General features: G+C 68.2%; 16 protein-coding genes. 8 read left to right on the top strand and 8 right to left on the bottom strand.

What is annotated here, in order from left to right; genetic code table 11:
• The first annotated feature begins 116 nt into the window (after positions 1-116).
• From ABL312_RS19975 to ABL312_RS19945, 7 genes are all read left to right on the top strand, one after another.
• Positions 117-1,214 (top strand): hypothetical protein, encoded by a 1,098-nt coding sequence (locus tag ABL312_RS19975; protein ID WP_349359149.1) that lies wholly within the window; start codon positions 117-119, stop codon positions 1,212-1,214.
• 121 nt (positions 1,215-1,335) lie between these two features.
• Positions 1,336-2,049 (top strand): dienelactone hydrolase family protein, encoded by a 714-nt coding sequence (locus ABL312_RS19970; RefSeq protein WP_349359148.1) that lies wholly within the window; start codon positions 1,336-1,338, stop codon positions 2,047-2,049.
• A 193-nt stretch (positions 2,050-2,242) separates the two neighbouring features.
• On the top strand, positions 2,243-3,178 hold the full coding sequence (locus tag ABL312_RS19965) for a hypothetical protein (protein ID WP_349359147.1): 936 nt from the start codon (positions 2,243-2,245) through the stop codon (positions 3,176-3,178).
• A gap of 8 nt (positions 3,179-3,186) precedes the next feature.
• A complete protein-coding gene (locus ABL312_RS19960; RefSeq protein ID WP_349359146.1) occupies positions 3,187-3,741 on the top strand; it encodes a biotin transporter BioY in 555 nt (184 codons plus the stop codon).
• Positions 3,742-3,971: 230 nt separating this feature from the next.
• The gene (locus ABL312_RS19955; RefSeq protein WP_349359145.1) at positions 3,972-4,643 is read left to right on the top strand and encodes an ABC transporter ATP-binding protein; all 672 of its coding nucleotides are present in this window, start codon (positions 3,972-3,974) and stop codon (positions 4,641-4,643) included.
• Entirely contained in the window at positions 4,637-5,323 is a 687-nt protein-coding gene (locus ABL312_RS19950; protein ID WP_349359144.1) for an energy-coupling factor transporter transmembrane protein EcfT, read from the top strand. Before ABL312_RS19955 ends, ABL312_RS19950 begins: the two co-directional genes overlap by 7 nt.
• Complete coding sequence (locus ABL312_RS19945; RefSeq protein ID WP_349359143.1) at positions 5,320-5,751, top strand: DUF1284 domain-containing protein; 432 nt, start codon at positions 5,320-5,322, stop codon at positions 5,749-5,751. Before ABL312_RS19950 ends, ABL312_RS19945 begins: the two co-directional genes overlap by 4 nt.
• A gap of 55 nt (positions 5,752-5,806) precedes the next feature.
• Here the strand turns inward: ABL312_RS19945 and ABL312_RS19940 are convergent, their stop codons facing one another.
• Both ABL312_RS19940 and ABL312_RS19935 read right to left on the bottom strand, forming a co-directional pair.
• Positions 5,807-6,379, bottom strand: coding sequence for a contact-dependent growth inhibition system immunity protein (locus ABL312_RS19940; protein WP_349359142.1), 573 nt, complete (start codon positions 6,377-6,379; stop codon positions 5,807-5,809).
• On the bottom strand, positions 6,376-6,897 hold the full coding sequence (locus ABL312_RS19935; RefSeq protein ID WP_349359141.1) for a hypothetical protein: 522 nt from the start codon (positions 6,895-6,897) through the stop codon (positions 6,376-6,378). Before ABL312_RS19935 ends, ABL312_RS19940 begins: the two co-directional genes overlap by 4 nt.
• A gap of 115 nt (positions 6,898-7,012) precedes the next feature.
• Between ABL312_RS19935 and ABL312_RS19930 the strand changes: the two genes are divergently transcribed.
• On the top strand, positions 7,013-7,945 hold the full coding sequence (locus tag ABL312_RS19930) for a YiiX/YebB-like N1pC/P60 family cysteine hydrolase (protein ID WP_349359140.1): 933 nt from the start codon (positions 7,013-7,015) through the stop codon (positions 7,943-7,945).
• Between the two features lie 50 nt (positions 7,946-7,995).
• On the opposite strand, the gene ABL312_RS19925 is transcribed toward ABL312_RS19930, so the two are convergent.
• Genes ABL312_RS19925 through ABL312_RS19900 form a run of 6 tightly spaced genes read right to left on the bottom strand, consistent with a single transcriptional unit; the run spans position 7,996 to position 14,146 of the window.
• Complete coding sequence (locus ABL312_RS19925; protein WP_349359139.1) at positions 7,996-9,525, bottom strand: class I adenylate-forming enzyme family protein; 1,530 nt, start codon at positions 9,523-9,525, stop codon at positions 7,996-7,998.
• Complete coding sequence (locus ABL312_RS19920) at positions 9,522-10,550, bottom strand: nitronate monooxygenase (protein ID WP_349359138.1); 1,029 nt, start codon at positions 10,548-10,550, stop codon at positions 9,522-9,524. Before ABL312_RS19920 ends, ABL312_RS19925 begins: the two co-directional genes overlap by 4 nt.
• On the bottom strand, positions 10,547-11,338 hold the full coding sequence (locus tag ABL312_RS19915; RefSeq protein WP_349359137.1) for an oxepin-CoA hydrolase, alternative type: 792 nt from the start codon (positions 11,336-11,338) through the stop codon (positions 10,547-10,549). The genes ABL312_RS19920 and ABL312_RS19915 overlap by 4 nt, the downstream gene beginning before the upstream one ends.
• Positions 11,335-11,805 (bottom strand): PaaI family thioesterase, encoded by a 471-nt coding sequence (locus ABL312_RS19910; protein ID WP_349359136.1) that lies wholly within the window; start codon positions 11,803-11,805, stop codon positions 11,335-11,337. Before ABL312_RS19910 ends, ABL312_RS19915 begins: the two co-directional genes overlap by 4 nt.
• 3 nt (positions 11,806-11,808) lie before the next feature.
• Entirely contained in the window at positions 11,809-12,939 is a 1,131-nt protein-coding gene (locus ABL312_RS19905) for an acyl-CoA dehydrogenase (RefSeq protein WP_349359135.1), read from the bottom strand.
• A gap of 10 nt (positions 12,940-12,949) precedes the next feature.
• Entirely contained in the window at positions 12,950-14,146 is a 1,197-nt protein-coding gene (locus tag ABL312_RS19900; protein ID WP_349359134.1) for an acyl-CoA dehydrogenase family protein, read from the bottom strand.
• Positions 14,147-14,152: the final 6 nt, after the last annotated feature.

Genomic DNA, 14,152 nt, shown 5'->3' with positions numbered 1-14,152 from the left:
CCTCCCAAAAGTATCAACACTTTTTATCCTCACGGCTTGAAATCCAATCTTCAATACCCTTAACTGTCAACACTTAGTTTCGAAGCGACCGAAACTCAGGAAGGGAGGACACAGTCATGCAAGCTCAGACATTTCCCAAACGGCTGGCGAAACTCGCGCTTTGCGCGGGCCTGATAGCCTCGTTCGGCGCCATGAGCGCGCAGGCGGAGGAATATTACGCCGGCAAAACCGTCACCCTGCTGGTCGGTTTCTCGCCCGGCGGCGGCACCGACCAGTTCGCCCGCGTCGTCGCGGACCATCTCGACGACCACATTCCCGGCAACCCCTCGGTGATCGTGCAGAACATGCCCGGCTCCGGGTCGGTTCTCGCGTCGAACCACTACGTCACGCGGGTGGAGCCGAACGGCGAGACGCTGATGGTCGGCACCGGTCAGCTGTTGATGCGCATCCTGCTGGGCCTGCGCGGCTCGCAGGCCGAACTCACCCAGTACGATCCGCTGATGGCCGGTCCGGCGGGACGCGTGACCTTCGCCAGCCCGGAACTGGGCATCGAGACCCCGCAGGACATCCAGGCGAAGGCCGGCGACATGATCCACGCGAGCGCGGGCATCATGGCGTCCATCGACACGCTGCTCGGCCTCAAGGTGCTCGACACGGAAATCCGCGCCATCACCGGCTACAAGGGCAAGGCGGAAACCCTGCTCGCCTTCGAGCGCGGCGAAGCCAATGTCGACGGCCAGACCATGCCGAACTACATCGACAAGGTTCAGCCGATGATCGAGGAAGGCAAGGCGGTGCCCCTGTTCTCGCAGGGCTTCATCGACGATGCCGGCCGCCTCGTCGCCGACCCGGCGGTGCCCGACCTGCCGACGGTGGCGGATGTCTATCGCTCGCTGAACGACGGTCAGGACCCCTCCGGCCCGGCGTGGGACGCCTATATGGCGATGACCGGGGCGACGGTGAGCCTCGGCCGCGTGCTCATGGTGCATGAGGATGCGCCCGATGAGGCTGTGGCCGCGCTGGAGGCCGGCGTCCGCTCGATGCTGCAGGACGCAACCTTCCAGAAGGAGATCGAGGCCTCGCTCAACGGCTACGTGCCCTATGACGGGCCGGCACTCGAGGCGGCCGTCAACGCGGTGCGCGGCATGTCTCCGGAAACCCGGACCTGGCTGAAGGAGTTCCTGACGCGTGCCTATGGCGCCCGCTTCGAATAATCCGGCCAACGTCTGACGGTCCGGGCCCGGCGTTGCGTCGGGCCCGGAGCTTTCTCCACAGTCATCGTCACCTATTCATCGGGTTCACCTATCCACCGGCCCGCACGACCTGGAGTCCGACATGAAAGAACCACGCGGCACGCGCATGACGCTCGCCACCGACGCCGGAGACATGCCCTGCTACACGGTGTCACCCGAGACACCCGGGGACACCCCGCCGCCGGCGCTCGTCCTCCTGCAGGAAATCTTCGGCACCAATCTGCACATTCGCGAACTCGCCGATCAATGGGCGGACGCCGGCTTCCGGGTGATCGTCCCGGACCTGTTCTGGCGAATCGAACCGGGGGTGGAGCTCGGCTACGACGGCGACGATCTGGAGCGCGCCCGCGCCATCTACGCCAGGCTCGACTGGGATCTGGCGGCGGAAGACGTCATGACCTGCGTCGCGGCGCTGCGCGCCGAGGGCCACGACCGGGTCGGCCTGCTGGGTTTCTGTTTCGGCGGCAAGCTCGCCACCATCTGCGCGACGCGGCCCGGACTCGACGCCGCGGTCGGCTATTACGGCGTCGGCATCGAGAAGCTCGGCATCGCCGGGAAGGTCGCCTGCCCGCTGATGCTGCACTTCGGCGCCGAGGACAAGGGCACGCCGCCCGAGGCCATCGCCGAGCTGCGCCGCCAGCTGCCTGAGGGCACGCCGGTGTTCGCCTATGAGGGCGCCGGACACGGCTTCAACAACTGGCGAAAGGCTGCCTACGACGCCCCGTCGGCCCAGCGCGCCTTCGCCCGCAGCCTGACCTTCCTCCGCAAGATCCTGATCGACGGCGACGGGCGCTGAGCCGGGCTCCGGGCGCCCCGCCGCCGGTCCACATGCCAGGACGGGCAGGCGGGACCGGCAGGCGGGCGCCCGCCCCCCGTGCACGACATATTTCTGCATACAATTTATAATACTTGACTCATAATTCATGCTCGCAAAGATGGAGTTGCGCGCCAGAACTTTCTATTCATTGAATATTCAAGAGGAAGACGCCATGTCGCAGGAGACGTTCGAAAGCGGCTTCCGCCTGACCGAGGCGCAAAAGGCGAAATTCGCAACCGACGGCTACGTGAAGCTTCCCGGATTTCTGTCGCCGGCGACGGTCGACATGCTGCTGCGGCGCACCGAACACGAGATGAGCACCGCGCCGGACAACTTCAAGTCGGAATTCAACCGGCTGAAGTACGACTTCGAAAGCCGCAAGGACGACGTCTACGACCTGATCGCGACGCCAAGCTTTCAGGACACGCTGACGTCGCTGACCGGGCGCACCCTGTTTCTCACCTTCGAACTGTGTTTCGAGCTTCAAAGCGGGGTGAGCAAGGGCTTTCCCTGGCATGTCGGCGTTCAAAGCTTCGGCTACCAGCGGGCCGACGAATTCGGATGCACGATCTGGGCGCCCCTGCACCCCGTACGCGCCCGCGGGCAGCGCGGCGGCATGGCCTATGTCCCGGACCGGATCGTGTCCGGGCGCTTCATCTACGACCAGATCGAGCCGGCGATCATTTCCACCCTCGAGGAGAAGGCGCGGCGCGGCATCGCAACGTCGATGAGCGACTATTTCGCGATGCGCGCCGGGATTCTCAATTCCCCGACGATGTCGGACATTCTCGAAATGCACTGCGAGGAAGACGACTTCGAACCGGGCGATGTACTTGTGTTCAACAAATATGTGGTGCATCGAAGCGTCAGGCTCGAGCCCGGAGAGCTCGAGAAGCGCGCGGCCTTCGTGATGCGGTTCGTCGAGGAGGGATCGCATTACGACCTTCAACGCGCCCGCAATCTCGAGTATCCGACGGAGAAATACGGCCACAAGCAGTTCACCCGGTCGCATATGGAGATTGGCCTGCCCGACGGCGCCTTGCTGACCGACAGCGACTATTTCGACAACAAGCCCATGCGCATGGTCCATATGCGCGCAACGCAGTGAGGCCCGACATGACGACGAAGGATCTGGTGCTGATCGCCCTGTTTGCGGCGATCGTGGCGGTGCTCGGCGTGTTTCCGCCCTTCACGCTGCCGCTGGTCGGCGTGCCGATCACGGCCCAATCGCTCGGTGCCATGCTGGCCGGCGGCGTTCTCGGCGCCCGCCGGGGCGCCCTGGCGCTGGTGCTGTTCCTCGCGCTGGTCGCGATCGGACTGCCGCTGCTCTCCGGCGGGCGCGGCGGTTTCGGCGTGTTTCTCGGTCCCAGCGGCGGCTTCCTGGTCGGCTGGATCGTCGCCGCCTATGCGATCGGCTTCCTGGTCGAACGCGCATGGGACCGTTTGACCTATGTCTCCGCCTTCGTGTGCTGCGTGGCCGGCGGCATCCTGCTGCTCTATCTGATCGGTATTCCCTGGGTCGCCTACGCCGCCCAGATCCCCCTGGCGACAGCCTTCTGGGGATCCATGCCGTTCATTCCCGGCGATGTGATCAAGGCGCTCATCGCGTCGGTGGTGATCGTCACCGTGGCGCGCTCCTACCCGATCATCGCCGCGCAACGGGCCTCTTGACGCCCGCGGTCCGCCAGGGCCGACTTCACCCGGGCGGAAACATGGACTAGAACCCGCTGACATCGACGCCGTGCGCCGCCTGCCCGGGTGGCGCCGCGCAGTCCTGCCGACCGCCCGGTCCTGTCGATCACGCGCTCTTGCCGGTCGCGCGGTGCGGCATCGCCCGGCGCGCGAGGACTGTGCGCGAGGACTGTGCGCGCGAAATAAAGCGGAATACGGAGACCGACCGGGTGATCACGTTGCAAGGAGTCGGCGTTTCGAAGGCCGGTCGCGAGATCCTGACGGACATCTCGCTCACGCTTCGCGAACGGCGGATCGGGATCATCGGTCACAACGGTTCTGGGAAGAGCACCTTCGCGAAGCTGCTGAACGGTCTCGAACCCTGTTCGCGCGGCCACATCGCGATCGGCGACGCCGGCGCAAGCGACGACCGCATCCGCCGGATGGTCGGCTTCGTCTTCCAGAACCCGGACAATCAGATCGTCTTTCCGATCGTGGAGGAGGATCTCGCCTTCGGTCTCAAGAAGTCGGGGCTTTCCAAGGCGGACATCGCCGCGCGGGTCGCGGACTATATGGAGCGCTTCGGCGTCTCCCATCTGAAACGCCGTCTCACTCATGAGCTGAGCGGAGGCGAGAAGCAGCTCATCGCCCTCATCGGGGTGCTGATCATGGAGCCCGGCTATGTCGTGCTCGACGAGCCGACGACCCTGCTCGACCTGCGAAACCGGGCCATGCTCCTGAAGACCCTCAGGGCCCTGGAGCAGACGCTCATCATCGTGAGCCACGACCTCGACTTCATGATGGAAATGGAGCGGGTCGTCCTGATCCATGAAGGCCGGATCCATGCCGACGGCGACCCGGCCACGGTGATCGCGACCTACCGGGATCTCTCGGCATGCTGACCGGCCTTTACAGCGACACGGAAAGCGCGGTTCACCGCGTGCGTCCGGCCGTGAAGATCCTGCTGCTCTTCGTGCTGTGCACCCTGCTGTTCGTCTGGGAAAGCTGGTGGCTTCTCGGCGGCGCCTTCGCGGCGACGGCGCTCTTGTTCGCCTGGGCGCGGATTCCGCGCGATCACATCGTGCAGTCGATCCGGCCGGCGCTCTGGGTCTTGGCGGTGATCTTCGCGGTTCAGCTGATTCTTGCCGACGTCCTGCTCGCGGCCTTCGTCGTGCTGCGCTTCGTGACCATGATCCTCGCCGCCTCGCTGGTGACGCTGACCACCCGCTCGAGCGAGATGGTCGAGGGCATCGAATCCGCCCTTCGCTTCCTGCCGAACCGGAGCGTCGCCGAGAAGATCAGCCTGACCCTGTCGCTCTGCCTGCGGTTCATCCCGCAGGTGCGCGGCACCTTCGCCGAGGTTCGGGATGCCCAGCGCGCGCGCGGTCTCGCCAATGACTGGCGCGCGCTCGTGACCCCGACAATCGTCCGCACCCTCAAATCGGCCGACGAAATCGCCCAGGCCATCGAGGCCCGCTCGCCGGGCGGTCCCTTCTCCGCGCCCGGTCGCAGGGACACCGGCGTGCCCGGCGATGCAGGCGCGACGGCCGTCGCGGAGACCCGGCGGGAGCGGACCCGATGATCCGGCTTCGCGGACATCACCTGCTGTGCACCCTCACCTTCGCCGGGCGCGGGTACACCCGCGCCTTCGAACGCAACTACGAGGCGGTGATCCGCCGCCTGAAAGCCGGCACCCCGATCCTGATCGTGGACGGACCGGACGACATCTGCCAGCCGATGCTCGCGGTGCCCGACCATCACTGCCACGAGGCGCGCATCGTCGACCGCGACCGACATGCGCTCGCGGAGGTCGGGCAAGCGCTGGGGCGCGAGATTGCCATCGGCTGCAGGCTGGACCCCGGCGAGCTCCTCGCGCCGCCTCTCGCGGCTCGCTTCGCGGACGGCTCGGTGCGCACCGGCTGCCTTGAATGCCAGTGGAAACCGGTCTGCGACGGGATCGCGGCACGCGGGTTTCGCGGCACGCGGCTCTTCGACGACGGGTCGCCCTGAGATCGATCCTTCAAGGTCCTCCCCGCACCGCCCGTCTCCGGTCGAGACCCACGCCTCAGCGCGAGGCGCGGCGGCTGCGATCGATGGCGGCGAGGATCGCGGCGCCGAATTCGTCGTCCGTGACGGTCTCGGGAAGCCGTTGCGGTGTGGAGCCGCGAATGCCCTCCCAATGCCCATGGCCGCGATAGCGCAGGGCAACGACTTCGATCACCCCCTCCGTCATCCGCAAGGCGACATAGCCGGCGCCCTTGTACAGGGCGGCGCGGGTCTTCACCCCGGCGACCGCCATGTTACGCGCCTCGAACACGCCAGGCTCCTCCTCCGTCGGGAAGCGGATCAGACTGTGGAACTCCGGATGATCGGGCGGAATGAAGCGGCTCGCGGCCAGGGCGGCGCGGGCCTCCCGACCAAGATCGTCCGCCGCCATGTCGGGCTCGAAGACCGCGTTGACCCCCTTGGGATCCGCCACAGCAAGGCTGTACACCGCCTGCGAGTAGATCCGGGTGAAGGTGCGATAGGCCTCGATCCGCGCGTGTTTGCGCGGTGTCAGGGGAGGCGGCGGCGGCCGGCTGCGGGCCTCCCGGTCGAATCTCTCCCGCAACTGCTGGATGGCGCGGTCCCGGCTCATTTCACGAAACTCACCCTCATCTCGATTCCAAGGCTCTCAGCATATGCAACCTTTCGTTGAATTTGAAGCCTTTGTCCTTGATCCGCCGTTGCCGGAACGGCGAGCTCCAGCCGGCGTCGCGCGATCATTTCGGCAGTCAGATCCAGGTCTTCCTTGATGTCGCGATCGAATGTCGCGATCTGGTCGAGATAGCGGCGCAACTGGCCGTGGATCCGCCCCGGCCGGTCGCGATAGGTCGGCGCGCCGGTGCCGAGCGTCTTGGCGCTGGTCGCGATCCTGGTTTCGTCGTCGAAGAAGTCGAAGGTCTTGAAGGTGGGCGCGGTGCGCCGGCCGAGCCGGCCCGACGCCTCGAGCGCGGCCTCCCAGGGCTCGCCCTGCGCGACGACGTCCTCCGGCAGCAGAGGATTGAGCGTGAATTGCGCGACCACGATCCGGACAACGACTATGGCCGTTCGACAATGGATCGCCCCGAGCGCGCCCGCGTGCGGTCGAAGCTGGCCTGCGATGCCGGATGGCACGGGATCGGGTTTTCGCGAGGCGCATTGGTCTTTCTTACGAGGTCTGCTACACATTCAAGGATACGAATAATGCGGTCGCGCCCCGTCAAGCGACCCGCCCGCCGGTCGCATGCCCATGCCCCATTCGCCGAACCGAAGATCGCCCGCCGCCGTCCCGTCGTTCGAACGGCCAGCGCACGGTCGCGCGCGGGCGGGCGCCACGCTTTGCCGGGCCCTCGCGCTCGGTCTCGGCGCAAGCCTTCTGAGCGCCTGCGGCCATGCCCCGAAGGACGCGGCGCGCGACGCCGAACCCTACCCGCCGCTGCTCGTCGCCGGCGCCGATCTCGGCGCGCCGATCCTGGGGCGGATCGCGGCGGCCATCCGCTTCCGAAAGGGCTATCTCGCCGACCAGCCGGACGCGCGGGCCTATCTGCTGAAGCGCCTGCGGCCGCTCGACCTGGTGCTGGTGCGCTCGCGCGGCAAGGCGACCCATCACATCATTCCGAGCGAATTCGCCCATGTGGCGGTCTATCTCGGATCGGAGGCCGAACTCAGCCGCGCCGGCGTCTGGCGGCATCCGGACGTGCAGCCGCACGCGCGCGACATCCGCGACGGGGCGGTGTTCATCGAAGCGGACGTGAAGAACGTGCATCTGTCGAAGCCGGAGCGGATCTTCGACACCGACCGCGTCGTCGTGTTGCGCCCGCGCGTGCGGTCTGCGGCTGAACGACGGACGCTGCTGGCCGCCTTCTACGAGACGATCGGCACGCGTTTCGACTACCATTTCAACGCCGAGGAGAGCGAGACGCTGTTTTGCGCCGAACTCGCCAATCACGTGCTCGACAATCAGGGCATTCCGCTGCGCCGGGCCTATGGCCGCACAACCATCCGGCCGGACGACATGATCGCCGAGGTGCTGGCCGGGCGGTCGCGGCTCACCTTCGTCGCCTATGTCGTCGGCACGCCAACCGGCTGGCGGGCCGGCGACCGGGGGGACCTCGCCGCCGACATGGAGGCGGCCCGCACGCCGGCGCGGCGCGGCGCGCAAGCGCGGGAGACCTGTTCCTAGGGAAAGACCTGTTGTCTTGTGAAGCGCCGGCGGGCCGCCTCCCCGCGCCTTCAGCTGCGGGGCGCCTCCGCCGGGTCGAGGCGGTCGGCGAAGGTGTCGAGCAGCCGGGTCTTGAGGATCTTGCCGCTTGGCGCCGCCGGGAGCCGGTCGACCAGCACGATGCGCGAGGGGCATTTGTAGCTCGCCAGCCGCTCGCCGACGAAGCGCTTCAGGGCCTCCTCGTCGAGCAGGGCATCGCTCCCCTGCACGAAGGCCATCACCTCCTCGTTGCCACCCTCCACGCGCCGACCGACGACAGCCGCCTGGACCACACCCGGATGTTCGGTGAGCGCCGCTTCCACCTCCGGGGGATAGACGTTGAACCCGGAGCGGATGATCAGTTCCTTGCAGCGCCCGACCACATGCACGTTGCCGTCCTCGTCGAAGCGGCCCATGTCGCCGGTCCTGAGCCAGCCGGCGGCGTCGAGCACGCGCGCGGTCTCCACCGGATTGCGGTAGTAGCCCGTCATGACATGCGGGCCGCGGGTGAGGATTTCGCCCACGCCCTCGTGATCGGGTGCGTCGATCCTGACCTCCACACCCTTGAGCGGTTTGCCGACGCTGACGTCGGGCGTGCCCGGCGGATTGCGCGTGCCGCAGATGCCGGCGGTGGTTTCGGTCATCCCGTAGCCGTTTTGCAGGGCGAGCCCGTAGAACGCCTCGGCCTTGCGCTTCCAGGCCGGATCGAGCGGCGCGGCGCCGGAGGAGACATAGCGCAGCTTCGCGCCCTCAAGCCGCGTCATGCCGAGATCGGCGGTGTGTTTCATCAACAGCGCATGCATCTGCGGCACGGCCGGAAAGGCCGTCGCCCCGTCCCGCAACGCCGCCAGCAGCCGCTCCGGCGAAAAGCGCGTCTCGAGCTGCACGCAGGCACCGGCATGGGCGGAAGCCATCAGCATCGACGCAAGCCCGAAGACATGGGTCAGCGGCAGGGCGCCATAGACCCGGTCCTGTGCCGTCAGGTCACGCAGATCGGCCGAGGCCTCGGCCGCGAAGCACAGGTTGGCATGGGTCAGCATCACGCCCTTGGGCGCGCCCGTCGTGCCGGTCGTGTAGAGCAGCACGGCCACCTGATCCGCGTCGGCGCGCACCGGCTCCGGTCTCGCCGTCTCGTCGCCGGCGAGCGCGACCGCGCCGAACCCGGTTTCGTGCACCTGAGCGCCGGCCGCTTCCGCATGCGCCCGGGCCTCGGGCGAGACAGCGGTGGTGAAGGCCGTGACGCGCGGGGTCGCATGGGCGGCCACACGGCCGATCTCGGCCGCCGTCATCCGCGCGTTGACGGGGATCGCCCAGGCATCGAGCCGGCTGCAGGCCAAGATCAGCGCGGCGAGCGTGAAACAGTTTTCGGCAACGATCAGCACCCGGTCGCCCGCGCGAACGCCGGCCGCGCGCAAGGTGTCGGCGGCCGCGCGCGTGGCGTCGCGATAGGCGGCATAGGTCACCTGCGTGCCGTCGGCATCGATCACCGCAAGACGCTGCGGCGTCGCCTCGGCATGGCCGTCGACCATCTGGTGAATGCGCGTGACTGCGGCGGGGCTCATGCGTCGACCTCATACGTGCGATCGGAGGGACAAGGTGTCGGGCGCAGGCGCGCGAGCGCCGCGCAGGCCTCGCGTTCGAGCTGGGCGACGATCCCGGCCAAGGGCGCGCGGGCCCGCGTCAGGCCGAGCGCCTGACCCGCCGACAGCATGCCGTGCGACACGTCGCCGGTCTCATAGGCGCGCCGCCCGATCCGGCCCGCCACATGCGGCATCAGCGCCTCGATCCCGATCTCGGGGTCCTCGCGCTCCAGCCGCGCGACGACCTCGGTGGTTTCGTTCCGGAGCGTGCGGATCGTGTTGCGCACGCTGGCCATGGTGAGGACGGTGTCGCGCTCGTTCGCCGCGACCAGCGCCTGCTTGTAGCCCTCATGCGCCGGGATCTCGTCGGCCACCAGCAGGCGCGTGCCGATCACGACGCCGGCGGCCCCGTTGGCCAGCGCCGCCACGATCTGCCCGCCGGTGCCGACGCCGCCGCCGATCAGGAAGGGGATCGACAGGCGCTGTTCGGCAAGCGCCATGTTCACGAAGGTGCCCACCAGATCCATGCCCGGATGGCCGCCGCATTCGGCCCCGACGATGGACACCATGTCGACGCCGACCGCCTGCGCCTTCACCGCGTAGCGCACGGAAGGAACCTTGTGCAGCACGGTGATGCCGGCCTCCTTCAGCATGGGCAGCCAGGGTTCGGGATTGCGGCCCGAGGTTTCGACCACGGAAACGCCGGCTTCGGCGATCAGCGCGAAAATCTCCTCGGTGCGTTCGCCCGGCACGAGCTTCGGCAGCATTGAGACGTTGACGCCGAAGGGTCGGCCTTCCGCGAGATCGCGGCAGCGGGCGATCTCGGCCTTGAGATCCTTGGGATCGGGAAAACTCGCGGCGGTGATGAAGCCGAGAATGCCGGCGCGCGCGCAGGCCGCGACATACTCGGCATCGGCGAGCCACATCAGTCCGCCAGCGACCACCGGCAGGCGCAGGCCGAAGGCGCGGGACAGCGCCGTGTCGAAAACCGGATCGGCGGGCGTCATATCTCGTCCCTCAGCCTGGTGAAATCGGGCGACCGCTTGTCCAGAAAGGCCCCGATGCCTTCGGCCGCCTCGGCCGAGCCTTGCGCGCGCGCCATCGCGTCGCGTTCGGCATCGAGCTGCGCGTCGAGCGTCGCCGCGCCTGCGCGGTGAAGAAGCACCTTGATCGCGCGCTGCGTGGCGCCGGGCCCGGCGGCAAGCCGGTCCGCGAGATCATGGGCGGCAGCGAGCGCCTCACCCGGAGCGCTGAGCGCGCTCAAGGCGCCGAGCGCGTCGAGACGGGGGGCGGTGATCGGCTCGCCGATCAGCGCGAGACGGGCGAGCAGCGCCGGCGGCAGATGGCGCGCCAGCGTCCAGGTGATCCCGCCGTCCGGGGTCAGGCCCGCCTTGACATAGGCGATGGTGAACCGCGCGTCCTCCGCCGCCACCACCAGATCGCAGGCGAAGGCGAGCGACACGCCCGCCCCGGCCGCGCCGCCGTCGACGGCGGCGATCACCGGCACGGGGCAGGCGCGGATCGCGCGGATCAGATCGTGCAACGCCTCGATGCGCTCCCGCCTTGCCGCTTCCGGCAGGTCGCGGCGGGTCGCGAGCGCGGTGAGGTCGCCGCCGGCGCAGAAGAAGCCGCCCTCGCCCGTCAGGATCACGGACGTCACGCGCGGGCTTGCGGCGGCGCGCGCCAGCGCGTCGTGAAGGACATCGTAATAGGCCGGCGTCAGCGCATTGCGCCGCGCGGCGTTGGCGTTGACCACGACGAGCCGGTCGCCGCGATCCTCGATGCGTGCGCTCACGTCTCCGCCTCCGCCTGTGCCTGTGTCTGCGCCTGTGCGTCCGGCTCCGCCCCGCGCCGATGCGGCGGCACCGGCTTGAACACGCCGCTGGCGGTGGCGATCAGACGGCCGTCCCGGTCGACGAGTTCGCCGGCGATGAACAGAAGCGAGCGGCCGCCGCCCGTCACGCGCCCCGTGGCGGTGATGCGGTCGCCAAGCCTTGCCGGCGCGTGAAACTGCGTCGTCATGGAGACGGTGAGAAAGGGCGCGCGACCGTCCGGGCTCACCGTCAGGCTGCCGGTGGCGCCCATGGCGTTGTCGAGGATCGAGACGATCAGCCCGCCATGCAGCATGCCGTGGCGGTTGGTATGCTGCGGGCCGACATCGAGCCAGCAGCGCGCCGAGCCGTCGCCGCGCCCCACATCGAGCACATAGCCGATGAGCCGCTGCGCGCCCGTCTCGTTCTCGATCAGCCCCTCCCCGTCCATCGCTCAGGCCGCCTTCAGCCGGACGAAGCGGGCGAGGTGATGCAGATGATCGCCGAAGCGATGATCGATCATGATCAGCCGGCGCACGAAATGCGCGAGCTCGTACTCTTGTGTCATGCCGATGCCCCCGTGCATCTGGATGGATTCCTCCGCGACCAGCTTGGCGACCGTGCCGATCAGCTGCTTCGCGGCGCTGACATGACGTTCGCGCAGATCGCGCTCCCGGTCGAGATGGCCGGCCACATTGATCACGGCCGAGCGCGCCTGCTCGATCTCGATCAAGAGGTCGGCCATGCGGTGCTGCAGCGCCTGGAACTTGCCGATCGGCTGGCCGAACTGCTTGCGGGTGCGCAGATAATCGGTGGTCAACTCGCGGATCGCCTCCATCAGACCGAGTGCCTCGGCGCATTGGGCGACACTCGCCCGCGCCACCGCGCGCTCCAGCGCATCGAAGGCATCGCCTTCGCAGCCCAACCGCGCCGCCGCTGGCAGTTCGACGGCCTCCAGTTTCAGTTCCGCCGCCCGACCGCCGCCGGCCAGCGGATAGTCGCGCAGGGTCAGACCGGGCGTGTTGCGCGGCACGAGGAAGAGCGAAATCCCTTGCTTGTCGGCCACGTCCCCGGAGGTGCGCGCGCTGACGACGATCGTGTCGGCCGCGCCGGCATTGACCACCACCGCCTTGCGCCCGTCGATCCGGTAGCCGCTCTCGGTCGCCGTCGCGGTCGTCGCGACGCGCTCCAGATCGTAGCGCCCGGCCGGCTCGTAATGGGCAAGCGCCAGATGCATTTCGCCGGCGATCACCGTCTCCAGCAGCGCGCGCTGGTCCGCGTCGCCGCGCTCGGCGATCAGGCTGCCGGCCAGCACGACCTCCAGCAGCGGCTCGACGGCCCCGGCCCGCCCCAGCGCCTCGAAGACGACGGCGAGATCGAAGCCCGATCCGGCGAAACCGCCGACGCTTTCGTCGAACACGGCGCCGATCACGCCCATCTCGGCGAGACCGGCCCAGATTTCGGGGGAAAAGCCGGTTTCCGTCTGCTCCGCCGCGGCGCGGGCGGTCGGGGTGCAGGTGTCGCGCAGAAACCGCTCAAGGGCGTCGCGCAGCATCCGGCGTTCGTCGCTCAACTCGAAATTCACGGGGCCGTCCTCACAGATCCAGGAGCGCCTTGCCGATGATCGCGCGTTGGACCTCGTTGGATCCGCCGTAGATCGACAGCTTGCGATTGTTGAAATACTGCCGCGTCGCCGGCAGGGCGTAGTCCGGCCCGACCGGCTCCGCGTTGGCGCCCTCGTCCAGCAGTTCGGACGGAAACGGCGCGGCATAGGGACCGACGGCGGTGCGGGTGAGCGCGTTGATCTCCTGGCGGATCACGGTGCCCTTGATCTTCAGCATCGAGCTTTCCGCGCCGGGCGCCTGACCGGCCGCCGCGCGCGCGATCACGCGCAGATTGGTGGTCGCCATCGCCATCAGCTGGATTTCCAGTTCCGCCATCTTCGCGGCGAACAGGGGCTCCTCGGCGAGCGGCCGCCCGCCGGCGCATTCCAGCGCGGCGATGCGGGCGAGATTTTCCAGCGCCGCATTGGCGAAGCCGACGCCGGCGATGTTGGTGCGCTCGTGGGTGAGCAGATACTTGGCGTAGGTCCAGCCCTTGTTCTCCTCGCCGACAAGGTTCTCCGCCGGCACTCGGACATCGTCGAAGAAGACCTCGTTCACCTCCGGCTCGCCGTCGAGCAGCACGATGGGGCGCACGGTGACGCCCGGCGTTTCCATGTCGATCAGAAGGAAGCTGATCCCCTCCTGCGGCTTGCCCTCGGTGGAGGTGCGCACGAGGCAGAAGATCCAGTTGGCGTGCTGGCCGAGCGTCGTCCAGGTCTTCTGCCCGTTGACGATGTAGCTGTCGCCATCGCGCACGGCCGTGGTCTTCACCGAGGCGAGATCGGAGCCCGCGCCCGGCTCCGAATAGCCCTGGCACCACCAGTGCTCACCGTTGAGAATGCGCGGCAGGAAGTGCTCGATCTGCTCTTTGGAACCGAACTTCTGAAGCACCGGTCCGAGCATCGCCACGCCGAAGGGCACGATCCTCGGCGCATGCGCCCGGGTCGTCTCCTCCTCGAAGATGTGACGCTCGACCGCGTTCCAGCCCGCGCCGCCGAACTCGACCGGCCAGTTGCCGGCGAGCCAGCCGCGCGCGTTGAGGATGGCGTGCCATTCCTCGTGATCGGCCTTGGTCAGCCGCTTGCCGAGCCGGCCCTTTTCGGCGAGCCGCGGCGGCAGCTTCTCGGCCAGGAACGCGCGCACCTCGGCGCGAAACGCCAGTTGCTCTGGCGTGTAACTCAGGTCCACGACCGC

This window comes from Stappia sp., assembly GCF_040110915.1.
Classification (GTDB): domain Bacteria; phylum Pseudomonadota; class Alphaproteobacteria; order Rhizobiales; family Stappiaceae; genus Stappia.
Note: the sequence above shows the minus strand (reverse complement) of the source record. Positions and strands in the feature narration are given on the sequence as shown.

Coding starts and splice junctions, on each gene's coding strand:
- ABL312_RS19910 (WP_349359136.1), bottom strand. CDS start 11,805: ATGGACGGGGAGGGGCTGATCGAGAACGAGACGGGCGCGCAGCGGCTC.
- ABL312_RS19940 (WP_349359142.1), bottom strand. CDS start 6,379: ATGAGCCGGGACCGCGCCATCCAGCAGTTGCGGGAGAGATTCGACCGG.
- ABL312_RS19925 (WP_349359139.1), bottom strand. CDS start 9,525: ATGAGCCCCGCCGCAGTCACGCGCATTCACCAGATGGTCGACGGCCAT.
- ABL312_RS19965 (WP_349359147.1), top strand. CDS start 2,243: ATGTCGCAGGAGACGTTCGAAAGCGGCTTCCGCCTGACCGAGGCGCAA.
- ABL312_RS19970 (WP_349359148.1), top strand. CDS start 1,336: ATGAAAGAACCACGCGGCACGCGCATGACGCTCGCCACCGACGCCGGA.
- ABL312_RS19945 (WP_349359143.1), top strand. CDS start 5,320: ATGATCCGGCTTCGCGGACATCACCTGCTGTGCACCCTCACCTTCGCC.
- ABL312_RS19950 (WP_349359144.1), top strand. CDS start 4,637: ATGCTGACCGGCCTTTACAGCGACACGGAAAGCGCGGTTCACCGCGTG.
- ABL312_RS19975 (WP_349359149.1), top strand. CDS start 117: ATGCAAGCTCAGACATTTCCCAAACGGCTGGCGAAACTCGCGCTTTGC.
- ABL312_RS19930 (WP_349359140.1), top strand. CDS start 7,013: ATGCCCCATTCGCCGAACCGAAGATCGCCCGCCGCCGTCCCGTCGTTC.
- ABL312_RS19960 (WP_349359146.1), top strand. CDS start 3,187: ATGACGACGAAGGATCTGGTGCTGATCGCCCTGTTTGCGGCGATCGTG.
- ABL312_RS19920 (WP_349359138.1), bottom strand. CDS start 10,550: ATGACGCCCGCCGATCCGGTTTTCGACACGGCGCTGTCCCGCGCCTTC.